This is a genomic window from Nocardia sp. alder85J (genome assembly GCF_020176955.2).
GTDB lineage: Bacteria > Actinomycetota > Actinomycetes > Mycobacteriales > Mycobacteriaceae > Nocardia.
The window spans coordinates 900461-926914 of record NZ_JAIUCZ020000003.1; the positions used below are offsets into that span (position 1 = coordinate 900461).

Annotated in this window: 17 protein-coding genes and 1 pseudogene; 6 read left to right on the forward strand and 12 right to left on the reverse strand. The window is 69.5% G+C overall.

Features of this window, described 5'->3' with window-relative positions; translation table 11 throughout:
- Nucleotides 1–76: 76 nt before the first annotated feature.
- Nucleotides 77–721 (forward strand): hypothetical protein, encoded by a 645-nt coding sequence (locus LBW94_RS15320; protein WP_225060029.1) that lies wholly within the window; start codon nt 77–79, stop codon nt 719–721.
- 9 nt (nt 722–730) lie between these two features.
- On the opposite strand, the gene recR is transcribed toward LBW94_RS15320, so the two are convergent.
- From recR to LBW94_RS15345, 5 genes are all read right to left on the reverse strand, one after another.
- Nucleotides 731–1339 (reverse strand): recombination mediator RecR, encoded by a 609-nt coding sequence (gene recR / locus LBW94_RS15325; RefSeq protein WP_225060028.1) that lies wholly within the window; start codon nt 1337–1339, stop codon nt 731–733.
- Nucleotides 1340–1349: 10 nt separating this feature from the next.
- A complete protein-coding gene (locus LBW94_RS15330; protein ID WP_225060027.1) occupies nt 1350–1673 on the reverse strand; it encodes a YbaB/EbfC family nucleoid-associated protein in 324 nt (107 codons plus the stop codon).
- A 112-nt stretch (nt 1674–1785) separates the two neighbouring features.
- Complete coding sequence (locus tag LBW94_RS15335) at nt 1786–2925, reverse strand: acyl-CoA dehydrogenase family protein (protein ID WP_225060026.1); 1140 nt, start codon at nt 2923–2925, stop codon at nt 1786–1788.
- Nucleotides 2922–4112: an acyl-CoA dehydrogenase family protein gene (locus LBW94_RS15340; RefSeq protein WP_225060025.1), complete on the reverse strand. Its 1191-nt coding sequence runs from the start codon at nt 4110–4112 to the stop codon at nt 2922–2924. The genes LBW94_RS15335 and LBW94_RS15340 overlap by 4 nt, the downstream gene beginning before the upstream one ends.
- 142 nt (nt 4113–4254) lie before the next feature.
- The gene (locus LBW94_RS15345) at nt 4255–4692 is read right to left on the reverse strand and encodes an SRPBCC family protein (protein ID WP_225060024.1); all 438 of its coding nucleotides are present in this window, start codon (nt 4690–4692) and stop codon (nt 4255–4257) included.
- Nucleotides 4693–5013: 321 nt separating this feature from the next.
- On the opposite strand from LBW94_RS15345, the gene LBW94_RS15350 reads away from it, so the two are divergent.
- Both LBW94_RS15350 and LBW94_RS15355 read left to right on the forward strand, forming a co-directional pair.
- Nucleotides 5014–6450, forward strand: a complete 1437-nt coding sequence (locus LBW94_RS15350; RefSeq protein WP_225060053.1) for an FAD-binding oxidoreductase — start codon at nt 5014–5016, stop codon at nt 6448–6450.
- Entirely contained in the window at nt 6447–7763 is a 1317-nt protein-coding gene (locus tag LBW94_RS15355; protein ID WP_225060023.1) for a class I SAM-dependent methyltransferase, read from the forward strand. Before LBW94_RS15350 ends, LBW94_RS15355 begins: the two co-directional genes overlap by 4 nt.
- A 107-nt stretch (nt 7764–7870) precedes the next feature.
- Here the strand turns inward: LBW94_RS15355 and LBW94_RS15360 are convergent, their stop codons facing one another.
- The 5 genes and pseudogenes from LBW94_RS15360 to LBW94_RS44425 form a co-directional block, all read right to left on the reverse strand.
- Nucleotides 7871–8002 (reverse strand): hypothetical protein, encoded by a 132-nt coding sequence (locus LBW94_RS15360; protein ID WP_255634732.1) that lies wholly within the window; start codon nt 8000–8002, stop codon nt 7871–7873.
- Between the two features lie 228 nt (nt 8003–8230).
- Nucleotides 8231–12103 (reverse strand): protein kinase domain-containing protein, encoded by a 3873-nt coding sequence (locus LBW94_RS15365; RefSeq protein WP_323137866.1) that lies wholly within the window; start codon nt 12101–12103, stop codon nt 8231–8233.
- Between the two features lie 215 nt (nt 12104–12318).
- Nucleotides 12319–14463 carry a 3-hydroxyacyl-CoA dehydrogenase NAD-binding domain-containing protein gene (locus LBW94_RS15370; protein ID WP_225060021.1) on the reverse strand — a complete coding sequence of 715 codons (2145 nt, stop codon included), beginning with the start codon at nt 14461–14463 and terminating at the stop codon, nt 12319–12321.
- Nucleotides 14464–14508: 45 nt separating this feature from the next.
- Nucleotides 14509–15720 (reverse strand): acetyl-CoA C-acetyltransferase, encoded by a 1212-nt coding sequence (locus LBW94_RS15375; RefSeq protein WP_225060020.1) that lies wholly within the window; start codon nt 15718–15720, stop codon nt 14509–14511.
- 1882 nt (nt 15721–17602) lie between these two features.
- Nucleotides 17603–19108 (reverse strand): annotated as a pseudogene (locus LBW94_RS44425) (DNA polymerase III subunit gamma and tau); the annotation flags it as partial.
- A gap of 473 nt (nt 19109–19581) precedes the next feature.
- On the opposite strand from LBW94_RS44425, the gene LBW94_RS15385 reads away from it, so the two are divergent.
- The 3 genes from LBW94_RS15385 to LBW94_RS15395 all read left to right on the forward strand — a co-directional run bounded on the left by LBW94_RS15385 (nt 19582) and on the right by LBW94_RS15395 (nt 24166).
- Nucleotides 19582–20406 carry a hypothetical protein gene (locus LBW94_RS15385; RefSeq protein WP_225060019.1) on the forward strand — a complete coding sequence of 275 codons (825 nt, stop codon included), beginning with the start codon at nt 19582–19584 and terminating at the stop codon, nt 20404–20406.
- Nucleotides 20407–20489: 83 nt separating this feature from the next.
- Nucleotides 20490–21800 (forward strand): ammonium transporter, encoded by a 1311-nt coding sequence (locus tag LBW94_RS15390; RefSeq protein WP_225060018.1) that lies wholly within the window; start codon nt 20490–20492, stop codon nt 21798–21800.
- Nucleotides 21801–21892: 92 nt separating this feature from the next.
- Nucleotides 21893–24166: an MMPL family transporter gene (locus LBW94_RS15395; RefSeq protein ID WP_225060017.1), complete on the forward strand. Its 2274-nt coding sequence runs from the start codon at nt 21893–21895 to the stop codon at nt 24164–24166.
- A gap of 8 nt (nt 24167–24174) precedes the next feature.
- Here the strand turns inward: LBW94_RS15395 and LBW94_RS15400 are convergent, their stop codons facing one another.
- Entirely contained in the window at nt 24175–25332 is a 1158-nt protein-coding gene (locus LBW94_RS15400; protein ID WP_225060016.1) for a neutral zinc metallopeptidase, read from the reverse strand.
- Between the two features lie 7 nt (nt 25333–25339).
- On the reverse strand, nt 25340–26437 hold the full coding sequence (locus LBW94_RS15405; RefSeq protein ID WP_225060015.1) for a neutral zinc metallopeptidase: 1098 nt from the start codon (nt 26435–26437) through the stop codon (nt 25340–25342).
- Nucleotides 26438–26454 lie beyond the last annotated feature (17 nt).

Below are 26454 nucleotides of genomic sequence, written 5' to 3' on the forward strand. Positions count from 1 at the left end.
AGTTCACCACACCTGGCACGAACGTGCTGGACTCGTGATCGCGGGGACCGGCCGGCACTCGCGTAGCCTCACCCGGGTGAGCTACGACCACGTCCTGCTGCCCTCCGGCGCCGCCGTGACACCCGCCGAGGTCGACGCGTACCTGTCCGCCCAACAGGGCCGGCCCGAGGCCGAACCGGTGGCGGCGATCGCCGCGGAGCTGAACCGGCGCGACGCGGAACTGCCGACGGCCGACCATTTCCTCGCCGAGGCCCCGGTGGGCGGCGCGGACACCGGCGCCACCCTGTTCGTGTCCAGTCCGTACGACGCCATCGGCCACCTGCGCGGACTGCTGTTCGAACTGGCCACCCCGCGTGACTACGCGATCTACGATCCACAGCTGACCTGGCTGATCGACCCGGCGGGCCGGGTCCCGGTGACCGTGACCCACGGCGGCGCGGGCGAATTCCCGTATCTGACCCGGGCCCTGGTCGACCTGTGGGTGCCCGCCCTGCCCGATCCGAACCCGTACCTCATCGTGGAACGGGCGCCGCAGGTCTACATCCAGACCCTGCGCGAGGAGTCCGGCCGCTACACCCTCGAATATCGCGACGGCGCACCCGAACGCCATTTCGGCACCCAGCTCGACGACGCCCAGCAGGTCGCCGACCTCATCTGGGAGTGGACGACCGGCGACCGGTCCGGGCTCGACGCCCTGGACTGGCAGCCGGTCGATCTCTGAGCCCGGACCTCAGAGCGTCCGGCGGCCGGACAGCGCCCGGCCGAGGGTGAGTTCGTCGGCGAACTCCAGGTCGCCGCCCATCGGCAGCCCGGAGGCCAGCCGGGTGACCGCGAGTCCGGGAAAGTCGCGCAGCATCCGGACCAGATAGGTGGCCGTGGCCTCGCCCTCGGTGTTCGGATCGGTGGCGATGATCACCTCGGTGACGTCGACGCCGTCCACCTGATTCCCGATGCGGCCCAGCAACTCCCGGATCCGCAGCTGATCCGGCCCGATGCCGGACAACGGATCCAGGGCGCCACCGAGCACGTGGTAGCGGCCCCGGAACTCCCGGGTCCGCTCGATGGCCTGCACATCCTTCGGCTCCTCGACCACACAGATCATGGTGCGGTCGCGGCGCGGATCGGCGCAGATCCGGCACAGCTCGCCGTCGGACACCGTGCCGCACACCGTGCAGAACCGCACGCCGTCGCGCACCTTCTGCAGGGCCGCCTGCAACCGGTCGATCTCCGGCGGCTCGACCGACAGCAGATGGAAGGCGATGCGCTGCGCGCTCTTCGGACCGACGCCGGGCAGCTTGCCCAGTTCGTCGATCAGATCCTGAACCGGCCCCTCGTACACGCGCCCCGACTCAGGCCGGGAAGCCGGGGAGTTGACCGCCCGCGTTGCCGGCCAGCGGGCCGAGCTTCGCCACGGCCATCTCGTGTGCGTTGGCCATCGCGTTGTTGATGGCGCCGGCGACGAGATCCTGCAGGGTCTCCACATCCTCCGGGTCGACGACCTTCGGATCGATGAGCAACTGCTGCACCTCCCCGGTCGCCTTCACACGTACCTTGACCAGGCCGTTGCCGGCCTCCCCCTCCACCTCGGTGGCCGCGATCTCGGCCTGTGCGGTCATCACCGCCTGCGCCTGCGCGAGCAAAGCCTGCATGTCGATCTGTCCACCGGGCTGCACCGAACCATGTCCTCTCTGGCGGGAATCGGGTGCCCCCAGCCTAGTCACGGCCGCGCGCGGGTGTGCGGCCAGCCGGTACCCGGGAAATGCCCGGCCGGAAAACGATGTCCGCTCAGCCGGGCAGTGCCTCCGGCACCGCCGTCAGGGTGGCCGAGCGCAGTGCCCGGCGCCGGGCGGCCGCGACGCCGCCGTAACTCTCCCGGATCGCGGTCAGCCGGGCGGCGTGATGTGCGACATCGGTCTCGAAGGTCATGCCGATACCGCCGTGCAGTTGGATGATCTCCTCGGCGGCGGTGCGGGCCATCGCGCCGACATAGGCGAAGGTGTCGTCGGCGGCCGCCGGATCGACGGTCCCGGCGGCGGCCACCGTGGTGGCCCACAGCGCGTACGAACGGGCCAGCTCCACCTCGGAGTACAGATCGGCGCAGCGGAAATCCAGCGCCTGGAAGGTGTCCAGGCTGACGCCGAACTGCCGGCGATTGGGGAGATACGCGACCACCCGGGCCAGCCCCGCCTCGGCGAGGCCGATCGCCTCGGCCGACACCGCCAGCCGGGCGCGGGAGTAGGCCCCGCGCAGCGCGAGGACCGACTCGTCACCGGCGTTGCCCAGCTGCCGGGCCGGGGCGCCGGTGAAATGCACCTCGCTGGCGTGGGTCCAGTCCGGGCCGCGGCCGTCGATGCGGACGATGCCGGGGGCGTCGCCGTCGACGACGTACACACCCGTTCTGCCGTCGGCGTCGACCGCCGTCACCAGCAGCACCGCCGCCTGGTCCGCCCGCGGCACCGGCGATTTCACCCCCTCCAGGGTGACCGATCCGCCGGCGTCGGCGGTGGCGACGACCGCGGGCACCGCATGCCAGATCCGGCCCGGTTCGGCGTGCGCGACGGCGAAGATCTCCCGGCCGCCGGCCAGCCGCCGCAGCAGGGCGGCACCCGCCTCGCCGTGGTCCAGCCCGGCGATCAGCCAGGACGGGAGGTACACCCCGTCCAGCAGCGGCTCGACGGCGGCGTTTTTGCCCAGCGCCTCCATCGTCACGTAGACCTCGGCGATCCCGGCGCCCATCCCGTCGAACTCCTCGGCGATGGTCAGGCCGGTGAGGCCCATCTCGGTCAGCGCCGACCACACCTCCTCGCTGTACCCGCGGTCCGACGACACCGCGCGGCCCCGGAAGCCGGGCGCGTACGAGCGCGCCAGCAGGCCGTCGACGGCCTCGAACAACATCCGCTGGTCGTCGTCGGGCTCGATGTTCATCGGGTCCCCTTCAGTCCGAGGATGTTCAGGGCGATCACGCGGCGCTGAATCTCGTTGGTACCGCCGAAGATCGAGACCTTGCGCAGGTTCAGGTACTGCAAGGCGGCCAGATTGGCGAAATCGGTGGTGCTCAGGTCGGGGCCGTCGTGCTGCCCGACCAGGCCCGCGTCCGAACCCGCCACCTCCATGCGCAGCGAGCTGAGTTCCTGGAGCACCTTGGTGCCCTCGAGTTTCAGCAGCGACGACACCAGCGACGGCTTGCCGTCGGCGGAGGCGCCGGTCACCCGCATCTGGGTGGCCTCCAGCGCCAGCAACCGTAATTTGATGTCGTACAGGCGGGCCCGGAATTCCGGATCCTGCGACAGCGGCGCACCGCCGATATCCACCCGGTCGGCCATTGCGGCGACCGCCTCGAAATAACTCTGGCTGGTGCCGATACGCGCAATGGTGTTGCGCTCGTTACCCAACAGGAACTTCGCGTAGGTCCAGCCCTGATTCTCCTGGCCGACCAGATTCTCCGCGGGAATCCGGACCCCGTCGAAGAAGAATTCGTTGACCTCCGGCTCGCCGTCGATCAGCACGATCGGCCGCCGTTGCAGGCCCGGGGTGTCCATGTCCAGCAGGAAGAACGAGATGCCCATCTGCCGCTTCGGCGCCTGCGGATCGGTGCGGGCCAGCAGGAACATCCAGTCGCCGTACTGGCCCAGCGTGGTCCAGGTCTTGCTGCCGTCGATGACCCATTCGTCGCCGTCGCGGCGGGCGGTGGTCTTCAACGAGGCCAGGTCCGAACCGGCCTCCGGTTCGGAGAAGCCCTGTGACCACCAGATATCCAGATTGGCGGTGGCCGACAGGAACCGCTGCTGCTGGGCGGGACTGCCGAATTCGCAGAGCACCGGCCCGACCATGCTGGCGTTGAAGGCCAGCGGCTGCGGCACGGAGGCCCGTTGCAGTTCCGAGGCGTACAGGAACCGCTGGACCTCCGACCAGTCCTGGCCACCGAACTTCACCGGCCATTCCGGGACCGCCAAGCCGTGACCGTTGAGGATTCGCATCGACGTGACCAGGTCGTCCCGGGTGGTCCGCCCGTCCAGGCAGCGTCTCCGGATATCGGCGGGCACGTCGTTGTGGAAGACATCGCGCAGTTCGTCGCGGAACTTCTTCTCGTCGGCAGTGAGTTCGAGGTCCATCGGTCCTCCGTACCGAATTACGCACAGACGAAGACGGGATGCCGGAGTATTCGACTCCGACATCCCGACTGTACGCTGTAGCTCCCCGCGCGAGGTTTCCGGTTATTGGATGGCAACCCGCGGTCGCGGAAAAGAAATACGGCTACCCGGCCAGCTCCCGCTTCAGATTCTCCAGCACCTCCGCCTGAATCTTCTTCAGTCCCAGCGGTGCGAAGACGCCCTCGAAGAAGCCCGGTACCCCGTCGGCGCCCTTCCAGCTGGTGCGCACGGTCACCAGCGAACCGGCGCCGGACGGCGTGACCGTCCAGGTGGTGACCATCGTCGAATTCGAATCACGTTCGGTCACCATGGAATCCGAGACCGACACCACCGCGTGCACGTTGCGGGACCGCTTCTGCGTGGCCTGCAGGGTCCATTCCGCCACGGTGCCGGCGCCGGCGCCGCCCTCGAGCACCTTGTAGTCACGGTAGTGCGCGGTGAGAATGCGGGGACGCACCGTCCCGTAGTCCGCGATCACCTCCAGCGTGCGCTTGGGATCCGCCGGAACGACGATCGAACTGGAGGCGCTGACCTGTCCCACGAAGTGCTCCTTGATCGAGTTGGCGGTGCGGGGGGTGCACCATGCCTGCCGCCGGGCTATGCTACGCCGCCGGGCCGGTGGATCACGGTATCGGCGTTACCGGAATCACCACCCGGGCAACCTCCGCGCACCGTTGCGCGCACGGCTGCCGCAGTGCAGTCGTATTGTGTGTCGAATTAAGCTCCGACCAGCCGATTCCCCGGATCGGGCCAATCGTGGCGAAACCTCAACGCAATGCAACATGTGCGTGAAGAATTCCACTTCGAGGGACCCTCGCGGTGGCCGGTTACATGGGTGCGAGATAGCGTCAGGAGCGTGGCAGTGAGTCTGTTGGGCAAGGCCGGACCCGCGTCGGCCGCACTGGAGAGTGGTTTCGCCGCGCATCGAGACGGAGTCGATCGTCTGCTGGCGAGCTATGCCGCGATCCCGCGCGACGCGAATGTGCGGCTGGCCAAGAAGACCTCCAATCTCTTTCGCGCCCGAGCTCGCAACAATGCGCCCGGGCTGGACGTCTCCGGCCTGAACCGGGTGATCGCGGTCGATCCCGCGGCCCGGACCGCCGATGTGGCCGGTATGACCACCTACGAGGATCTGGTCGCCGCCACCCTGCCGTACGGGCTCAGCCCGCTGGTGGTGCCACAGTTGAAGACCATCACCCTCGGCGGCGCGGTGACCGGGCTGGGCATCGAGTCCACCTCGTTCCGCAACGGCCTGCCGCACGAATCGGTGCTGGAGATGGACCTGCTGACCGGGGCCGGCGAGATCGTCACCACCAGCCCGACCGGCGAGAACTCGGACCTGTTCCGCGGCTTCCCGAATTCGTACGGCACGCTGGGCTACTCGACCCGGTTGAAGATCGAGCTGGAGCCGGTGCTGCCCTACGTGGCGCTGCGGCACGTGCGGTTCCACGATCTGCGCGAGCTGGAGGCGGCGATGGCGCAGATCGTCGCCGAGCGCGGCCACGACGGCGAACAGGTGGACTACCTCGACGGCGTGGTCTTCACCGCCGACGAGAGCTATCTGATCCTCGGCCGGCAGACCGACGAGCCCGGCCCGGTCAGCGACTACACCGGCATGGACGTCTACTACAAGTCCATCCGGCACGACGGCGCGCAGCCGAAGCGGGACCGGCTCACCATCCACGACTATCTGTGGCGGTGGGACACCGACTGGTTCTGGTGCTCTCGCGCGTTCGGCACCCAGAATCCGGCCGTCCGCCGGTTCTGGCCGAAGCAGTACCGGCGCTCCAGCTTCTACTGGAAGCTGATCGCGCTGGACCAGAAGTACGACATCGGCGATCGGCTCGAGGCGCGCAGGGGCAATCCGCCCCGGGAACGCGTGGTCCAGGACATCGAGGTGCCCATCGAGCGCACCGCCGACTTCCTGGACTGGTTCCTGGCCGAGATCCCGATCGAGCCGATCTGGCTGTGTCCCTTGCGGTTGCGCGACGACAGTGCGAGTCCGGACGAGCGTCTGTGGCCGCTGTACCCCCTGGAGCCCGGCCGTACCTACGTCAACGTCGGCTTCTGGTCAGCAGTCCCGACCACGCCGGGGCAGGTCGAGGGTGCGGCCAATCGCGCGATCGAGCGCAAAGTCACCGAGCTGGACGGGCACAAGTCCCTGTACTCGGATTCCTATTACGACCGGGACGAGTTCGCCCAGCTGTACGGCGGTGACGTCTACACCCGGCTGAAGAAGAACTACGACCCCGATCATCGATTGCTGGATTTGTATTCGAAGGCGGTGCAACGCAAGTGACAACGTTCAGGGAACGGTCGGACGTATTCGCGGAGCTGGGGACCAAACTCAGCATTGCCGAGATCTTCGAGACCCTGCTCGAGGGCGAGGTTCCGATCCGGTTCTCCGCATACGACGGTTCGAGCACGGGCGACCCGGACTCGGAATACGCCCTGGAGATCAAGAACGCGCGCGGCATGAACTACATCGCCACCGCGCCAGGGGATCTCGGCATGGCCCGGGCCTACATCGCGGGTGATCTGGCCGCCGAGGGTGTGCACCCCGGCGACCCCTACGCGATCCTGAAGGCCATGGGCGACATGAAGTTCCGTCGCCCCTCGCCGCTGGCGCTGGTCACCATCGCGCGCTCGCTGGGCTGGGACGCGCTCAAGCCGATCGCCCCGCCGCCGCAGGAGACCCTGCCGCGCTGGCGCCGGATCGCGCTGGAGGGCCTGCGGCACTCCAAGACTCGCGACGCCGAGGCGATCCACCACCACTACGACGTCTCCAACACCTTCTACGAGTATGTGCTCGGCCCCTCGATGACCTACACCTGCGCGGTCTACGAGGACGAGAGCCAGACCCTGGAGCAGGCCCAGGAGAACAAGTACCGGCTGGTGTTCGAGAAGCTGAACCTGAAGCCCGGTGACCGGCTGCTCGACATCGGCTGCGGCTGGGGCGGCATGGTGCGCTACGCGGCCCGCCAGGGCGTCGAGGTGATCGGCGCGACGCTGTCCAAGGAACAGGCCGAGTGGGCGCAGCACCGGATCGCCGCGGAGGGCCTGGCGGATCTGGCCGAGGTGCGGCACTCGGACTATCGCGACATCCGGGAGTCCGGCTTCGACGCCGTGTCCTCGATCGGCCTCACCGAGCACATCGGTGTGCAGAACTACCCGTCCTACTTCGGCTTCATCCAGTCGAAGCTGCGCGACGGCGGACTGTTCCTGAACCACTGCATCACCCGGCCCGACAACACCCGCACCACCAAGGCGGGCGACTTCATCGACCGGTACGTGTTCCCGGACGGCGAGCTGATCGGCTCCGGCCGGATCATCTCCGAGATCCAGAACCTCGGACTCGAGGTGGTGCACGAGGAGAACCTGCGGCCGCACTACGCGCTGACCCTGCACGAATGGTGCAAGAATCTCGTCGCGAATTGGGATGCCTGCGTCGAAGAGGTCGGCGAGGGCACCGCGAAGGTGTGGGGTCTGTACATGGCCGGCTGCCGGCTGGGATTCCAGCGGAATGTGGTGCAGTTGCATCAGGTGCTCGGTATGAAGCTGGGCCCGGACGAGGAATGGACCGTGCCGCTGCGACCCTGGTGGAAAGCGTGAGTGCCGAATACTGGATTACACGCCGCGAGTGTGTGTAGAATTCCTCTCGTCACTCTGTGATGCCGGGGGGTGGAGCGTCCGCACAGACGCTCCACCCGGTGAGTCGCTCAGTCCACAACTCGGCGGACCTTGCGGAAGACGACCCTGGCCAGCACGGCCATGCCGAGCGCGTACGTTGTCACGTGGAGCGCTGCGACCAACCGGCCGGTCGGGGTCACCTTCTTATGGTGTTTACCCATAAAACTCACCACCTCCTTCCTGGGGCGATGTACCGGACCTGGGTCCATCGCCCCTCGGAATTAGGTATTGCGATCATATAGAAAATTCCCGGCTCGTCAAAGTCGCCTATCGTTTTTCGCCTGCCCGGGAAATTCGCATTTCATGTTTCCGAATATTCGATTCCAGGCGATTCGGAAACCATCGGAAAAGCTATCGGAAAAAACGCCGCGACTACACCTCCGGACTGGTCAGAGCAGGCCGTCGAGAAATTGGAGCGCCGTTTCCGATAATTCGATTTCCGCGGCCCCCAGCAGCAATTGACTACGCAGGGTGTGCAGCAGGGAGCGCACACCCGGACCGGCGTCCAGCAGCGGCCGGGGCCAGCCCAACTCCACACATCGCAGCACCGCGGGCGTGAGGACGGCCAGCGCCTCACCGGTCCAGCCCGCGGTGGCCAGACATTCCGCCAGCAGCAGCGAGGCGTCCAGTTCCGCACGGGGCCGGTGCTGATCGCGGACCCGGCCGTGCAGGGCGCGAGCGCGCTTCACCGCCGAATCGTCGGTACCCAGCGGCGCGGCGTCGCCGGGCGCCTCCACACCGCGATAATGGCGGGCGAGCAGCGCCCGGATGGCGGCGACCTCCTCGGCCTCGGCGGCCAGTGTCGCCACCCCGCCGACGTGCCGCAGCGGGCGCGGCGACGGAACTGCCGTGCTGACGGCCCACATCGCCTGCGGGATCGTGGCGTCGCCGGCCGCGTCACCACCGGCGGCCAGGCGCAGCCACTCCGCCCGCAGCACGGCCGCCAGCCGGGGCAGGCGACGATCGGCGGCGATGCGCAGCCCCTCCCCCAGCCGCTCGACGGCCCCGGCCACATTGCCGTGCACGGCCCGCACCCGCGCACCGGTCACGAAGGCCGCGATACCGAAGTCGACCGTTCCCACGCCGGCCACCGGTTCGTGGCCGCCCTCGAGCAGGCGCTCGGCGGTACTCGGATCGCCACCCCGATAGACGATGCCGCCGAGCAGGGCCGCCGCCACCCGCATCGCATGCGAGCGCGGCCCGCACCGTTCCCGGGCGACCACCCACGCGCGCTCGAAACAGTCGGTGGCGGTGGCGAGATCGAGTTGCTCATAGGCGGCGATGCCGGTGCTCAGCAGGCCGAACACCGGCCCGAGCGGATCCTCAGACCGGTCGTGATACGGCGCTGCCCACTGCTGTATCTCGCGCGCGCCGTCGAAATCGAACTCGCACCAGCGCACGAACGACACCAGGCCCGCCGCCATCGACACCGTCCAGGCGGGCAGTTCGTCGGCACGCGCCAGACAGTCCGAAATTCGTTCCAGCACACCGGAAGTACGGTCGCGGGCCACCTCGTCGGCGGCGGCCAGCACGGTGACCTGACAGCGCTGCCGCATTGCCTCCGGATCGTCGGCGGGCCGCCGCGCCAGCAGGGTCGACACCCGGCCGAGCGCGGTCCGAGTCGCCCCGGACTGCTGCAATCCGAGATTGGCCCGCGCCAGTGTCAGTAGCAGCTCCGTCCGCGAACCGATCTGCTGCACAGGCAGTTTCGCGACACAACCCTGCAAGGTCGCGAGTTGCGCCGCATCGACCAGATCCATGCCGTTGCGTTCCAGCAGATCCAGCGCCAGCGTCGAATCCGCCACCGCCAGCGCATGTTCCACCGATCGGCGGGGCTGCCGATGATCGGCGAACCAGCGGGCTGCCTCGCGGTGCAACATCTTCGAGTGCTCCGGCCGCTCACGCTCCAGCCGCTCCCGGATCCGCTCCGCGCACAGCGGCCGCATCCGATACCAGCCGGGCTCGTCCGCGATCCGGCCGACGAACAACTCACGCCGCTCCGCCTGCTCCAGCAGCCGCTCGGCCTCCGGCTCCCCGCTCATGGCCGTCACCAACGCCCCGCACACCCGTTCCGTCACCGCGACAACCGACAGCACGTCCAGCAGCCGCGGCTCCAGCGCACCGAACAGGTGCTCGGCCAGGTATTCCCGGACCGCCGGATCGTCGCCGGGCAGCCCGGCGAGCAAGTTGTCCACAACATCCGCGCGGTTGCCCACAGCCTGGCCACGGTTGTCCACAGCACCATCGGGGCCGTGCCCGTCCCACGCACCGGCATCCACGACACCGCCACGGATGCGCGCGCCACGGTCACCGGCAGCATCGGCGCCGCCGGTCCGCGCGACATGGCCGCCGTCGTGCGCTGTACCGCGGTGGAGGTACGCGTCACCGTCGCCGGTATCCACGGCATCTGCTCGACTGTCCACAGCATCGCAACTGTCCACAGCATCGGAGATATCCACAGAATTGTCGCCGGGATGCGCTGCATCGGAGCGGTCGTCCACCGAAGGTCCGCCGGTATCCACAGCGCCGGACTCGTCGTGCCCGGCGCCGTCACGACTGTGGATGGTGGCGCGCAGGGTCAGGCCCAGCAGCTGGGTGGTGGACGGTGAGCCGCCGGTGACGGTGTGGATTCGCCGCACCTGGGCGTCGGTCAGCGGGAAGCCGAAGTGCTGCCGCAACATCCAGGCGGTCTCGGCGGCGGTGAAACGCAGCCGGTCGGGGCCGATCTCGGCCGGTTCGTCCCGGGTGCGCAATCGGCTCGACGGCAGCCCGGACCGGTCGCGGGTGACCACCACGAAGCGCAGGTGCGGGGCGTCGCTGTCGAGCAGGGTCGCCAGCACCCGATGGGTGGCCGCATCGGTGATCCGGTGCCAGTCGTCGATCACCACGACCACCGGGCGGGCGGCAGCGGCGATCTCGTCGATGAGCGCGGCGACCGCGTACGGGACCGCCTCACCCGCGCGTTCCTCCAGCATCCGGTCCAGGCCCGCGCCGACGTCCGGGCAGGTGCGGTGGATCGCCGCCACCAGGTGGGACAGGAACCACACCTCCTGGTCGTCGTCGCGGTCGACGTTCAGCCAGGACACGGCGGCGCCACGCTCGGCCAGCTCCGCGGCCCACTGCGCGGCCACGGTGGTCTTGCCGGATCCGGCCGGGCCGTGGATCAGGGTGACTTTGCGGTCGCCGGCGGCGCGCAGGGTGGCGAGCGTTTGCGGGCGGGGCAGCGGGCCGCCGTCCGGTGAGCCGGTGTTCGAAGATGTTGCGGGCCGGGGTGTTACGTGCGGCGATCGATCGGGGGTGGCGGGGTTCAGCGGAGCCGAGCGGCGGGGGCCGGAGGCGATCGTGGCGGAGAAGTGCTGGGTAGCTTCGTCTTTCGACAGCCCATCGGCGGCCGGCGCGGGTTCCGGTGCCAGCAGCGCCATTTCGTCGGGCATCTGGCCGTGACGGCGCTGCACCGCGCGCAGCAGTTCACCGAACTCGAATGCCGACGCCGGGCGCTGTGCCGGATCGTGGGCCATCGCCTGTTCGACGGCATCGGCCACGTCGGCGGGGATGTCGAGGCGGCGCAGATCCGGCAACGGCTCCGAGGCGATGCGCAGGAACTGGGCGACGATCTTCTCCCCGGATTGCCGCTCGTAGGCGGCGTGGCCGGTGATCAGGGCGAACAGTGTGGAGCCCAGGCCGTAGACGTCCGAGAGCACGGTCGGTTCGTCACCGGCGAGGATCTCGGGGGCGGTGAATGCCGGTGAACCGCTGATCAATTCGGCCGAGGTCCGGAAGCCGCCGGGGATACGGGCGATGCCGAAATCGGTCAGCTGCGGCTCCCCGTAGCGGGACAGCAGCACGTTCGCCGGCTTCACGTCGCGATGCAGTACCTGCACGCGATGGGCGCTCTCGATCGCACCCGCCAGCCGCACCCCCACCCGCAGGGCGTCCGCCCAGCTCAGCGGGCCGCTGTCGTGGACCAGCCGTTCCAGGGAACCGTGCACCGCGTACGGCATGACGATGAAGGGCAGCCCGGTCGGGGTGACGCCCACCTCCAGGATGTCGACGATGTTCGGATGGCCGGACAGCCGGCCCATCGCCTGTTCCTCGCGCAGGAATCGCTCGCGGGCGTCGTCGTCGATCTCGGCCGACAGCACCTTGACCGCCACGACCCGCTCCAGCGTCCGCTGCACGCAGCGGTACACCACACCGAATCCGCCGCGGCCGATCTCCTCCGGATCGTGCAGGCCCATCGCGGCCAGGTCGTCGGCCGCCACGAACGGCCGATAACGCCGCGTACGCGACTCACGCGGCGGACGTGCATCGGGCACACCGCCGCCGAAGCTGCTCGCGTGTGGGTCCATGTGTCACCACCACCTCGAACCGCCACTCATTCCAACGTAGCGCGGCAAACAGGGCAACGGCCCGGATCGCGAGGAATTGCCCGCGATCCGGGCCGGGTGTCGCCTCCCGCGGGGGAGATCGGCGAGTGTTACTTGCGCAGCGAGTCCGGCACCTGGAAACGGTCACCGTACTTGGCCGCCAGCTCGTCGGCACGGGCCACGAAGGCCGCCTGACCACCCGGGTAGCCGACGATGTACTGGTGCACACCGCCGGTCCAGGCCGGGTAGCCGATGCCGAAGATCGAGCCGATGTTGGCGTCGGCGGACGTGGTGAGCACGCCCTCGTCGAAGCACTTCTGCGTCTCGATGGCCTCGATGAACAGCATCCGGTCGATCAGGTCCTGGAACGGCGCCACCTCTTCGGTGGTGGTCTTGAAGTGCTCGCGCAGCCCCTGCCACAGGCCCTGACGCTTGCCGCTCTCGTCGTACTCGTAGAAGCCGGCCTTCTCCAGGCGGCCCGGACGACCCTCGGCGACCAGGTAGTCGATGACATCCTGGGCCGGGTGCCGCCTCGGCAGGGTGACCTCGCCGCGCTCGGCCGCCTCGGCGGTCTCCTTGGCGATCTTCTGCATGAGCTTCAGGTTCAGCTCGTCCGACAGCTGCAACGGCGCGGCCGGGTAGCCCGCCTGCAGGCCGGCCTGCTCGATGGTCTGCGGCTCGATGCCCTCGGCCAGCATGGCGATGGCCTCGTTGACGAAGGTGCCGATCACGCGCGAGGTGAAGAAGCCACGGCTGTCGTTGACGACGATCGGGGTCTTCTTGATGGCGAGGGTGTAGTCGTACACCCGGGCCAGCGCCTCGTCGGAGGTCTTCTCGCCGCGGATGATCTCCACCAGCGGCATCTTGTCGACCGGCGAGAAGAAGTGGATGCCGATGAAGTCCTCGGAGCGCTTCACACCGGTGGCGAGCTCGGTGATCGGCAGGGTCGAGGTGTTGGAACCCAGCAGCGCGTCCGGGGTCACGATGTCCTCGATCTCCTGGAACACCTTGTGCTTGAGCTCGGTGTTCTCGAAGACCGCCTCGATCACGAAGTCGACGCCCGCCAGATCCGCCGGGTCGGCGGTCGGGTGGATGCGGTCCAGCACGACCTTGGACTTCTCCTCGGTGCTGCGGCCCTTGGCGATCGCCTTCTCCTCGATTTTCACCGAGTAGTTCTTGCCGCGGTCGGCGGCCTCCTGGCTGACGTCCTTCAGCACGACCTCGAAGCCGGCCTTGGCGCTGACGTACGCGATACCCGCGCCCATCATGCCCGCGCCCAGCACACCGACCTTGGTGATCGTGCGCGACGGCACGTCCTTCGGGCGGGAGCCGCCGTTCTTGATGTGCTGCAGGTCGAAGAAGAACGCCTGGATCATGTTCTTCGCGACCGGGCCGGTGAGCAGGTGCACGAAGTAACGCGACTCGATGGTCGAGGCGTTGTCGAAGTCGACCTGTGCGCCCTCGATCGCGGCGGCCATGATCGCCTTCGGCGCCGGCATGTTGGTGCCCTTGAGCTGCTTGCGCAGGTTGGCCGGGAAGGCCGGCAGGTTGGCCGCGAGGGCCGGCGAGGACGGGGAGCCGCCCGGGATCTTGAAGCCCTTCTTGTCCCACGGCTGCACGGACGCGTCGGGGTTGGCCTTGATCCACGCCTTCGCGGCGGGGACGAGTTCCTCGACGCTGCCGACCAATTCGTCGACCAGGCCCAGCTCCTTGGCCTTGGCGGGCTTGCTCTGCGGACCCTGCAGCAGGACCTGCAGCAGCGCGGGCTGGATGCCGAGCAGGCGCACGGTGCGGGTCACGCCGCCACCGGCGGGCAGCAGGCCCAGCGTCGCCTCGGGCAGGCCGATGACCGAACCCGGCACGTCGGCCGCGATCCGGTGATGGGTGGCCAGCGCGATCTCCAGGCCACCGCCGAGCGCGGCGCCGTTGATCGCGGCGACGACCGGCTTGCCCAGGGTCTCCAGCTTGCGCAGATCGGCCTTGATGCCCTCGACCTCGGCGAAGATGGCCGCGGCGTCGGCCGGGGTGGTCTGCATCATGTTCTTCAGGTCACCGCCGGCGAAGAAGGTCTTCTTCGCCGAGGTGATGACGACGCCGGTGATGTCGTCCTTCTCCGCCACGAGGCGGGCCACGGTGGCCGCCATCGAGCTCTTGTAGAGATCGTTCATGGTGTTGGCGCCCTGGTTCGGGTCGTCGAGCGTGAGCAGGACGATACCGTCGGCGTCCTTCTCCCAGGCGATCATGTTCTCGGTCATAAAGTCTTGTCTCCCAAAAGGATTGAAGTCAGCAGCAGGAGGTCGTCAGACGCGCTCGATGATGGTGGCGACGCCCATGCCGCCGCCGATGCACAGGGTCACGAGGGCGTAGCGGCCGTTGCGGCGCTCCAACTCGTCGACCATGGTGCCGGTGATCATCGCGCCGGTGGCGCCCAGCGGGTGGCCCATCGCGATGGCGCCACCGTTGACGTTCAGCTTCTCGTTCGGGATGTTCAGGTCGCGCTGGAACTTCAGGACGACGGAGGCGAACGCCTCGTTGATCTCGAACAGATCGATGTCGTCCACGGTCAGACCGGCCTTGGCCAGCACCTTGTGGCTGGCCGGGGTCGGGCCGGTGAGCATGATCGTCGGATCCGCGCCGCTGGTGGCGGTCGCGACGACGCGGGCGCGCGGGGTCAGGCCCGAAGCCGCGCCGGCCTCCTCCGAGCCGACGAGCACCAGCGCGGCGCCGTCGACGATGCCGGAGCTGTTGCCGCCGGTGTGCACGTGGTCGATCTTCTCGACGTAGTGGTACCGCTGCAACGCGACCGCGTCGAAGCCGCCGAAATCGCCGACGACGCTGAACGCCGGGTTCAGCTTGCCCAGGTCGGCCGCGGTGGTGCCCGGCCGCATGTGCTCGTCGTTGTCCAGCACGGTCAGGCCGTTGAGGTCGGTGACCGGGACGACCGACTTGGCGAAGTAGCCGCCGCTCCACGCCGCCGCCGCGCGATCCTGGGACTGCACCGCGTAGGCGTCCACGTCGTCGCGGGTGAAGCCCTCGATGGTCGCGATCAGGTCGGCCGAGATGCCCTGCGGCACAATATAGTTCTGGTAGCTCGTCCACGGGTCGGCGAACATGGCGCCACCGTCGGAGCCCATCGGCACCCGGGACATCGACTCGACGCCACCGGCCAGCACCAGGTCGTCGAAGCCGGAGCGCACCTTCTGCGCGGCCATGTTGACGGCCTCCAGGCCCGAGGCGCAGAAGCGGTTGATCTGCACGCCGCCGACGGTGTCGGGCAGGCCCGCGGTCAGCACCGTGGTGCGCGCGATGTCGGCGCCCTGATCACCGATCGGCGAGACGACGCCGAGGATGATGTCGGAGATGCGCTCCTCGTCCAGGTTCGGGAACCGGCGGCGCAGTTCCTGCACCAGGCCGGTCGTCAGATCGATCGGCTTGATCGAGTGCAGCGAACCCTTCTTGTTACGGCCACGCGGGGTTCGAATGGCCTCGTAGATGTAGGCCTCTGTGGTCATATCGGAGACTTTCCTTCCTCGAGGATGCGCAGGCGCTGCGCAGTTTGACCTCGCCGACCGGCCATGCGACCGACCGTCTTGACACTGTAAGAACATCGGCACACGGCGGTTGACGTGGCTCGGAGCGCCCGATCATCCGGACTTCCCGCGCCGCGCTGCACCACTGCTGACGACCACCCGTCCATAGTACCGCCAGTTGCGAACTCCGGTTAACTTAACGGTGTAGTGCCGGTTGCTGTCAGCCCTCCAGTCGGGTCGCTCCCAGCTCCGCGCGCAACAGCTCCAATGCCACCTCATCGGGGTCACGACGGTCTCCCGGGGGTACCGGCCGGGCCGACTCGGCGAGCATTTCGCGCTCCTCCTCGGCCGTCGACGCAGGCGGGACACCGTCATAACCTACCGACGGGTAGTCAGAATAACCTACCGACGAGTAGTCGCCCGGCCCGGGATCATCGGGGAGGTCGGGGGCATCCGGCGGCGGAATGTCGTCGTCCGGCGGGGTATTGCGGGGGGCGCCGCCGCTGCGGGAACCACTGCCGTTGCCACTGCTGCTGCCGTTGCCCGGCCGGGCCGCGGGCGCACTCGCCCCGGATTCGTTCGACTTGGCCTGACTGGGCCGGGAGAACTTCGGCGGTTCCGCCGAGCGCGCCGGACTCGTCGCGGCCGGACCTTGCTGCGGCCGCGCATCCGACCCGCCCGCGGCGCCGTGCTGCGGCCGCGCACCGGCCTCGCCCGCACCACCGGCCGCCGGTCGCGCGGCGCCGCCCGCGGCCGCCTGGCCCGGACCGCCGACCTCCCAGCGCACGTTGTAGTCCCGCCCGAGCACTGCGCGGACCGCCGACTGCACCGCCTCGACGTTCTTCGGATTGGACAACCGCTGTGCCAGCGGCGCGTGCTGATGGGTGAACACGATGGTGTCGCCGTCGACACGAGCGGGCGCCGCACCCGACAACAACGCGTGCACCGCCGCCCCGAACTCCCGCACCTTCGCCCGGATGTCCCCCCAGGCTGCCTCGACCTCCCGCAGCCCGCCCGCTCTCCCTCCGGATTGCGGTCCGGCGACCACCGACGGCCCGCCGGACGACCGGTCGTCACCGGCCGTCGACGCGGCCGAATTCGACCGAGCAGTACCCTCGGCGGCACCGGGCCCATGGCCGGCATCGGGGACACGATCGGACATCCCCGCATCCGAATCCGGTGTGGTCCGGCCGTCGTCGGCCGCCCCGGCGGATGCGGTGGCACCCGCCGTGTGCGACGACAACTCGCCGTCTCCGGGCCGGACGTGCCCGGCGCGAACGTCGGGGCCGGCCGGTTCCGTCGAACGAATCGCGGCGCCGGGCATACCGGTGTCATCCGCCCGGTCAGAGCTCGAGGGGGTGGATTGCGACGCCGTCTCGGCACCGCCGCCGCGCTCGTCGCCGGAACCGGACCGCGCACCGGCACGACCGACTGTGTCCGCAACCCCCGAAACCCCAAGGCCGGCAGGCGCATCGGCGGGACCGGCGGTGGCCGGCGCGGCATCACCCTCGTGCCCTCGCGCACTATCGCCGTGGTGCTGTCGCCCTACTGCGACGCCACGCCCTGCCTCCGCGTCGGCAGCGCTCCCCCGCGCAATATCACCCTCGTGCCCTTGCACACCTGGTGCCACATCGCCACGGTGTCCTGGCTCGGCATGACCACCACGTCCCGCCTCGCCATGACCACCACGTCCCGCCTCGGCATGACCACTACGCCCTGGCTCGGCATGACCACCATGCATCGCCCCGGCAGGGTCACCATCGCCATGCCCCGGCTCGGCATAGCCACCAAGCCCCGGCTCGGCACGGCCACCGTGCATCGCTCCGGCAGGGGCGGCCTCCGGCCGGGAGGTGTCGGGTCCATGGGCAGCAGCCGGGCCGGTCGCCGGCGCGGCAGCGGACTCATCGGACAGCTCGACGGACATCCGGTCGTCGCTAGACGCAATCGTTTCTGCCGGGGCAGGGTCGGCCGGGCCGTTCGGCGACTGCGCGCGGTGAGCCGGGTGCGGCCGTGGTTCGGACTGCGCGGAACGTGGTGTGGTGGGCTCGGGGGCCTCCGTGGCCGGATCCTTACCCGCCCGGATCGCGGCCAGCGCCTCCGCACCACGGCGACGCGGCGGGCCGGATGCGGGTGCGACGGGAGCAGCGGCGGCCGGGGCCACGGGGACACCGGTCGAGCCGACGGGAGCGCCTGCCGGGGCGACGGCGATCGCGCCGGTCGCGATGCCGCGCTCCAACCGTTCCAGGCGTTGCAGGGCGGCGGATTCCGCCTCCGAGACCGAGGGCAGCAGCATGCGGGCGCACACCACCTCGAGCAGCAGGCGCGGGGCGGTGGCGCCGCGCATCTCGCCGAGGCCGGCGTGCAGCAGTTCGGCGTAGCGGGTCAGGGTGGCGGAGCCGATGCGCTGGGCCTGGTCGCGCATCCGGTCCAGCACGTCGCCGGGGCCGGAGACCAGGGCGCGCTCCACCGCATCGGGAACCGCGCGCAGCAGGATCAGGTCGCGGATGCGTTCCAGCAGGTCGCCGGCGAACCGGCGCGGGTCGTGACCGGCCTCGACCACCCGGTCGACGGCGCCGAACAGGGCGGCCCCGTCGTCGGCGGCCAGCGCCTCGACGGCCTCGTCGATCAGGGCGATGTCGGTGACGCCGAGCAGAGCCAGCGCGCGGGCGTAGGCGACGCCCTCGGGCCCGGCGCCGGCCAGCAGTTGGTCCAGCACGCTCAGGCTGTCGCGCGGCGAACCGCCACCGGCCCGGATCACCAGCGGATAGACGGCATCCTCGACCCGCACACCCTCCTGCTCGCAGATGCGGCCGAGCAGCCCGCGCATGGTGGCGGGCGGCAGCAGCCGGAACGGGTAGTGGTGGGTGCGCGAGCGGATGGTGGGCAGCACCTTCTCCGGCTCGGTGGTGGCGAAGATGAAGATCAGGTGGGCCGGTGGCTCCTCGACGATCTTCAGCAGCGCGTTGAAACCGGCCGTGGTGACCATGTGCGCCTCGTCGACGATGAACACCCGGTACCGCGATTCGGCCGGCGCGTAGAAGGCGCGGTCGCGCAGTTCACGGGTGTCGTCGACACCGCCGTGACTGGCCGCGTCGAGCTCGATGACGTCGAGGTTGCCCGGCCCGCCGGGGGCCAGCGCCACACAGGACGAGCAGACGCCGCACGGCCGGGAGGTCGGGCCCTCCACACAGTTCAGCGAGCGCGCGAGGATGCGCGCCGACGACGTCTTGCCACAGCCGCGCGGGCCGGAGAACAGGTAGGCGTGACTGATCCGCCCGGTGTCGAGTGCGGTGCTGAGCGGTTCGGTGACGTGCTCCTGCCCCACCACCTCTGCGAATGTTGCCGGTCGATACTTCCGGTACAGAGCCACGGGGGTGAGGGTACCGGCGTCCACCGACACCGTCTCGGTCATGGCGGTACGCGCGCCCCGCGAGCCGGGCCGGTGAGCGAGACGTGATCCATGTCACAACAATTCCGGAAACCTGTTCCGGCGGTGAGAACAGACCGCACGCCCCACAATGGCGGGGCGTGCGCAACCCATCCCGGCGAATTCCCCCGGGCCACACAATTCCGATTATCGACCGACCGTGCCTGGCAAACTATTTCCCCGTTTGAACTCGATGCCGCCGACATAACGATCATGTCAAGCAATTAGCCTTCTCGCAATCGTCTGGCTAACGTGACTGTCGGCAACTTCGGTAGCCAAACCTTCATCAGGTTGGTGGTCCCGGTCGGTCCCTCATCCCGACCGGGGCACAACCTGGCAACTCGCCGCAGTCAGCGCGGGAGTTCTTCGATCCGACTTCACCGAACTCCTGCCGGATCCCGGAGGAAAACCCGACCGTGCCGCCGTGTGACGACATCGCCGCCGCTTGGCTCTCGCACACCGACTTCGCCGATGACCGGGCCGCTGTCGGTCTGCTCAGCAGGGCGATCAGCCCGCGCGAATATGCCCTCAAGCGCGATTCCCTACCGGTGACCGCCGCCGCCGACCCGCGCACGGCCGCCGCCATTCTGGAACTGCTGGAACGTGGCCAGGTCCCGACCATGGCCGCCATCCGCACGCTCATGGTGCAGAACGAGATGCGCGGCGAGGCCGAGCGCATCGAGCGACTCGGGCGGCGCGCCCAGCGCAGCATCGACGATTTCGGGCGGCTGCTGGCACAGCTCACCCACGAGTACTGGGTCATGAACGACGTCGGCCCGACCCGCCGCGACATCCTGCACACCGATCCGATGCTGGAGCTGATCCGGGAGCGCGTCGGCGACATCAGCCCGAGCGCGGTCAAACATCTCTGGCTGATCGAGCGCGCCCAGCGGGCCGGCTGGATCGCCTACAACGCCGAACCTCGGTCACTGTGTGCCGGAAGGCGTTTCCATGCCGCCAAATTCGGTAACCGGGTGTCCCTGCGACCGGTGAACGCCCTCGGCACCCTCGTCGCGACCTTCCTCGACCGGCACCAGACCGAGCAGGGCCGGCCGCCACGCTGGTCGGTGCTCGCGCACGATCTGCGCGACGATCGGGGCCGCCGGGTGTTCAACGACACCGCGGACGTCCGGGCCCAGCAACAGTGGCTGATCACCGCGGAATGGCTGGCGCTGGAGGACGATCTGCCGGTGCCGGGACCGCGCGGCCGCCGGGCACTGACCCGCCGGCCTCGGCGCTGAGGGGCACGCGACCCGCGCGATCCGGGCCGCGGTGAGCATTCGGTAACTTCCTTGCAACGCACGCCGCGTCCGAAGGAGTCACCGTGCCCCCGTCGATCGACCCCGCCGCAACGGCCTGGTTACTGGTCAGCACCGCGCTGGTACTGCTCATGACGCCCGGACTGGCCATTTTCTACGGCGGCATGGTCCGCTCCACCGGCGTCCTGAACATGCTCATGATGAGCTTCGTGTCGATCCCGCTGGTGACCGTGGTGTGGTTACTGTTCGGCTATTCACTGGCCTTCGGCTCCGACGCGGGCGGCGGAGTGATCGGCGGCATCGGGCATTTCGCGCTGTCCGGTATCCATCCGAGCACCGTGCGCAGCGGTGTCCCGGAATTGCTCTATGTCACTTTCGAACTCGCCTTCGCCGTGCTGACCGTGGCATTGATCAGCGGCGCCATCGCGGACCGGGCCAAGTTCTCCGCCTGGGTCGTGTTCGTGCCGCTGTGGACACTGCTGGTGTACGTCCCGATCGCGCACTGGGTGTGGGGTCCGGACGGCTGGCTGTCCTCGTTCGGCGCGCTGGACTTCGCGGGCGGCCTGGTCGTCGAGATCGCCTCCGGGGCCTCGGCGCTGGCGCTGGCGCTGGTCCTCGGCCCGCGGATCGGCTTCAAGGTGGACGCGATGCGTCCGCACAATCTGCCCTTCGTGCTGCTCGGCGCGGGTCTGCTGTGGTTCGGCTGGTTCGGTTTCAACGCCGGTTCGGCGCTGAAGGCGGACGGGATCGCCGCGGCGGTGTTCCTGAACACGCTGGTCGCGGGCTGTCTCGGCATGCTCGGCTGGCTGGTGGTGGAGCGGATGCGCGATGGTCATCCGACCACCTTCGGCGCGGCCTCCGGCGCGGTGGCCGGGCTGGTCGCCATCACCCCCTCGTGCGGTTCGGTCGATACGCTCGGCGCGGTCGTGGTCGGCCTGGTCGCGGGTGTGGTGTGCTCGTACGCGGTGGGCTGGAAGTTCAAGGGCGGCTACGACGATTCACTGGACGTGGTGGGTGTGCACTTCGCCGGTGGGATCGTCGGCACGCTGCTGATCGGGCTGCTGGCCAGCCGGGTGATGACCGGCGGCGCTCGCGGCCTGTTCTACGGCGGCGGGCTCACCCAGCTGGGCAAACAGCTGGTGGCCGTGCTGGTGGTGGCGGTGTGGGCGTTCGGGATCTCGTTCCTGCTCGGCAAGCTGCTCGATCGGCTGCTCGGCTTCCGGATCAGCACGGAGGACGAGGTCGCGGGCATCGACTTCGCGCTGCACGCGGAGACCGCCTACGCCGAGGGCGTGCACGGCCACGCGCCGCGCGGCCTGTTCGGACCGCGGCCCGGCGGTGACCGCGATCGGTCGCACGGTGACCGAGATCACTGACCGGACGCCCTCGAGGTGCCGGCCCGGTTCGGTGGTCTCCCCGATAGGCTGACGGCCGTCACCGTACGGCTGTTTCAGGGGGCATCCGAGCCATGTTGACCCGCATCGCCCGCCTCACCACCGGGTATCCCCGCACCACCCTGCTGGTCGCCCTCGCGCTGGCGCTGGTGTGCGGGATCTTCGGGGCGTCCGTGGCCGGCGGGCTGAAGGGCGGCGGATTCGTGCCGTCCGACGCCGAATCCGCCCGTACGGCACAGTTGCTCGCCGACAACTTCGACGGCGCCGACCCCAATCTGGTGCTGCTGGTCACCGCGGATCAGGGCGTGGACAGCCCGGCCGCGGCGCAGGCCGCGCACGCGGTGCTCGATCTGCTCCAGGCCCGTCCCGACGTCGTCGGCCTGCGCTCGTACTGGACCAGCCCACCCGCGGTGCGGTCCACACTGCGCAGCGCCGACGGTAAGCGGGGCCTGGTCCTGGCCTATCTGACCGGTGGCGAGGATCTGTCCCGGCGGGCGGCCGGGCAGATCGACGGCGATCTGGCCGCGCTGCCCGGCGCGCACGCTGCGGGGGTCAGCGTGCGCAGCGGCGGGTCGACCACCATCTTCTACGAGGCCAACACCCAGGTCACCAAGGATCTCGCGGTCGCGGAGGCGATCGCGGTGCCGCTGACGCTGCTGGTGCTGGTGCTGGTGTTCGGCAGTCTGATCGCCGCCCTGCTGCCGGTGGCGATCGGCCTGTTCGCGATCCTGGTGACGCTGGCGATCCTGCGGGTGTGCACGCTGATCTCCGACGTGTCGGTGTTCGCGCTGAACATGACCACCGCGATGGGCCTGGCCCTGGCCATCGACTACAGCCTGTTCGTCGTCAGCCGCCACCGGGAGGAACTCGCCGCCGGTCACGCACCGCGGGACGCCGCGATCCGCGCCACCGCGACGGCCGGCCGGACCGTGTTGTTCTCGGCGCTGACCGTGGCGCTGGGGCTGGCCGTCCTCGCGGTGTTCAATCTGTACTTCCTGCAATCGTTCGCCTACGCCGGGGTGGCCGTGGTCGCGGCGGCCGCCGCCGCGTCGATCATGATCCTGCCCGCGGCGCTGGTCCTGCTCGGCGACCGGGTCAACGCCTGGGACCTGCGGGTGCCGGTGCGGCGGCTGTTCCGCCGGGCCGCCCCGGCGCCGCGGCCGCTCCAGCAGACCTTCTGGTACCGCACGGTGGTCCGGGTCATGCGGCACGCCGTCCCCGTCGCGGTGGTGCTGGTGGCGCTGCTGCTGACGCTGGGCGCGCCGTTCCTCGGGGTGAAGTTCGGCTATCCGGACGATCGGGTGCTGCCCGCCGAGGCGAGCAGTCGCGTCGTCGGCGACGTACTGCGCCACGAGTTCCCGTCGGTGAACACCGGCGGGGGCGTCACCGTCGTGCTCGACGGCTACACCGGGGACGCGAGCGGCTACGCGGCGGCGCTGTCCGGTGTGCGCGACGTGTCGGCGGTGTTGTCCGACACCGGCGTCTACATCCGTGGTCACCGCATCGCCGACTCGACGACCCGGATGGGCAACCGCACCGGTCAGTATCTGGTGGCCGCCACGGATCTGGACCCCTACGCCCCCGCCGCGAAACAGCAGTTGCGCGACCTGCGCGCGGTGCCCGCACCCGCACCCGCGCTGTTCGGTGGCGGCGCGGCGATCAACGCGGACTCGCTGCACTCGCTGGGCGCGCGGCTGCCACTGGCGCTGGCGCTGATCGTGCTGGCCACGGTGATCGTGTTGTTCCTGTTCACCGGCAGTGTCGTGTTGCCGCTGAAGGCGGTGGTGCTCAACACCCTGTCACTGTCGGCGATGTTCGGGACGATGGTGTGGATCTTCCAGGAGGGGCACCTGTCCGGATTGATCGGCTTCACCTCCACCGGCACCATCGTGCCGACCATGCCGATCCTGATGTTCTGCGTGGCCTTCGGCATGTCCATGGACTACGAGGTGTTCCTGCTGTCCCGGATCCGCGAGGCCTGGCTGGCCTCGGAGCGCACGCCGGCCGACAATGTCGAATCGGTGGCGATCGGGGTGGCCCGGACCGGGCGGATCGTCACCGCCGCGGCGGCGCTGATGGCGATCGTGCTGGGCGCGATGGTGTCGTCGAAGGTGTCGTTCATGCAGATGTTCGGCGTCGGCTTGACGCTGACCGTGCTGGCCGACGCCACCCTGATCCGCGGGCTGCTGGTGCCCGCGCTGATGCGGCTGCTGGGCACCGCCAACTGGTGGGCGCCGCGGCCGCTGGCCCGGCTGCACGAACGGCTCGGGCTGCACGAGGTGGAACCCGAGGATCTCGAACCCGGCACCGCCACAACCGATTCGAAGCTACTGCGCGATCCGCGCTGACCGGGTGGCTACGAGACGTCGCCGGAGGCCGCGAGCCAGGTGTTGCAGGGCTGGGTGCGATTCTTCTGATAACCCTGTGCCCACCAGCCGCCGTAGTGGTCCGTGGTGCCGTGGTCGCGGACGTCGCCGGGCCGGTCACCACGGGTGTAGCTGTCGTTGATGGTGTGCTGGCCCTGCTGCGCGGTGATGGTCCCCGCGGCCTGTGAGGAGCCGACGAACATGCCGCCGAAACACTGCGCCTCCAGCTCCAGCCGCCGCGACAGCTCGGCGCCGACCGGGGAACTCTGCCCGGCGTTGTAGCGGTCCCGGCTCTCCTTGGCCATGATCCCGGACAGCGCCTGCACGTGGTGGCCGTACTCGTGCGCGAAGACCGCCAGGTAGATCACCGCGTCGTTCCCGTAGAGATCGATCTGGATCTTGTCCAGGGGCATGTAGATGGTGCTGTTCGCCGAGCAGTAGAAGGCGGCGTAGTTCGATGTCGAACCCGTGCACGGCGACGGCTGATCGGCGGCGTGCACCGGCACCGCGATGTTCGGGGTGGAGAACGGTAAACCGACCGCGTGCAGCAGCGGCTGCCACATCTGGTCCAGGCAGCTGCGCGCCGCCTCGAAGAACGCCTGGGCCGACGCCTGATCCGAACCCCACTGAGGATAGCCGCACTGGATGTTCTGCAGGCCGTAATCGGCGTCGGCGAACAGCGGGTTGTCCGTGGTGGCGGCCACCTGCTGCGGGCCCGCGGGCGCGGCGCTCGTGGTCGCCGTCGTGGTCCGCGAGACGCGGCTGGTCCGCGCGGCCGCGGTGGGCGGCGCTGCGACGGAGGTCGCGACCGGCCCGGCGGTCGTCGGCGGATAGCTGAAACTCGGCGTCGAGAACGTCGGGCTCGCACTGGTTCCGGTACTGCTGCGACCGGCGGCGAACACCACCAGCCCGGCCACCACCACAACGGCCAGCAGCGCACCGAACACCGCGAGCAGCACCGGACCGGCGCCGCCGGAGCGCCGGGGCGGATACGGGTACCCGGGCGGCGGCAGCGGCGGCGGCGGGAAACCCGGTGGCGGCGAATACCCGCCCGCCGGTGGATAAGGTTGCGGTGCACCGTAATTCCCGCCGTGACCCGGAGGTGGCGGAAAGCCCTGCGGTGGTGGATATCCCGGTGGGTAGCTCATCGTCAGCTCAGCTCACGTCGGTCGCCGCGGCGGTGAAGGTGTTGCACTGCGCGGTCCTGTCGTCGTCGAATCCGGCACTCCACCAGTCACCCATGTGCTGCGAGGTGCCGTGGTCACGCATGTCGCCGGGAGCATCGCCGCGGCCGTAGGCGTCCTTGCGGGTGATCGTGGTCTGCGCGGCGGTCAGCGAACCGCCGCCGGAGGTCGCGGCCAGGAACATGCCGTCGAAGCAGTTGGCCCCCAGCTCGATCCGGCGCGAGACCTCCAGCCCGCCGGGGCTGTTCACCCCCGCGTCGCGGCGCTGCTTGTTGGCCGCCGCCATGATCCCGGACTGCGCCTGCACATGATGGCCGTACTCGTGCGCGAACACCGAGAGGTAGACCTCCCAGTGATTCTGGAACATGTCGGTTTGCAGCTGGCTGATCGGCATGTAGATGGTCTGATCGGCGCTGCAGTAGAAGGCGGCGAAGTTGCTGCTGCTGCCGGTGCAGGGCGTGGTGATGCCCGCGGTGGTCGCGGTGACGTTCAGCTTCGGCGGGGTGAACGGCAGTTTCGCGGCGGCGAGCACCGGACGCCAGGCCTGCTCCAGACAGGCTGCGGCACTGGTGAAGAACTTGCGGGCCACGTCGACCTGGGTGCCCCAGGGGGCATAGTCGCAGTGCGCCGGACTCAGCGGCGAACCCGGGTCGGCCAGCAGCGGATTGGTGCCGGTCGCGGCGACACCCGCCGTACCGGAATCCTTTCCGTTGCCGGGCGCGGGCGGCGCTTCGGAGGTATAGGTGTAGCGAGCGCCGGAGTCGATGTGGCCGCCGGGTTTGCTCGCGCTGAGCGCACCACGCACCACCAGACCGGCGACGACGAGCACCAGAACCACCAGGACCGTGGCGATTCCGCCACCGCCACGTTTGCGCTGCGGCGGCCGGCCGGGCGGGCCGTAGGGTTGCGGCGCGGCGTACTGCTGGGCGGCCGGATAGGGCGACCGGCCCGGATACGGTTGCTGCCCCTGCGGATACGGCTGCTGGCCCGGCGGGTACCGATATCCCGGCGGCGGCCCGTAACCCGACGGCGGCGCACCGTACGGCGCCGGTCGACCGGCAGGTGGCATCGAGCCGTATCCGTAGG

Coding starts and splice junctions, on each gene's coding strand:
- LBW94_RS15400 (WP_225060016.1), bottom strand. CDS start 25,332: ATGAGCTACCCACCGGGATATCCACCACCGCAGGGCTTTCCGCCACCT.
- LBW94_RS15340 (WP_225060025.1), bottom strand. CDS start 4,112: ATGGACCTCGAACTCACTGCCGACGAGAAGAAGTTCCGCGACGAACTG.
- LBW94_RS15335 (WP_225060026.1), bottom strand. CDS start 2,925: ATGAACATCGAGCCCGACGACGACCAGCGGATGTTGTTCGAGGCCGTC.
- LBW94_RS15395 (WP_225060017.1), top strand. CDS start 21,893: ATGTTGACCCGCATCGCCCGCCTCACCACCGGGTATCCCCGCACCACC.
- LBW94_RS15375 (WP_225060020.1), bottom strand. CDS start 15,720: ATGACCACAGAGGCCTACATCTACGAGGCCATTCGAACCCCGCGTGGC.
- LBW94_RS15405 (WP_225060015.1), bottom strand. CDS start 26,437: ATGCCACCTGCCGGTCGACCGGCGCCGTACGGTGCGCCGCCGTCGGGT.
- LBW94_RS15360 (WP_255634732.1), bottom strand. CDS start 8,002: ATGGGTAAACACCATAAGAAGGTGACCCCGACCGGCCGGTTGGTCGCA.
- LBW94_RS15370 (WP_225060021.1), bottom strand. CDS start 14,463: ATGACCGAGAACATGATCGCCTGGGAGAAGGACGCCGACGGTATCGTC.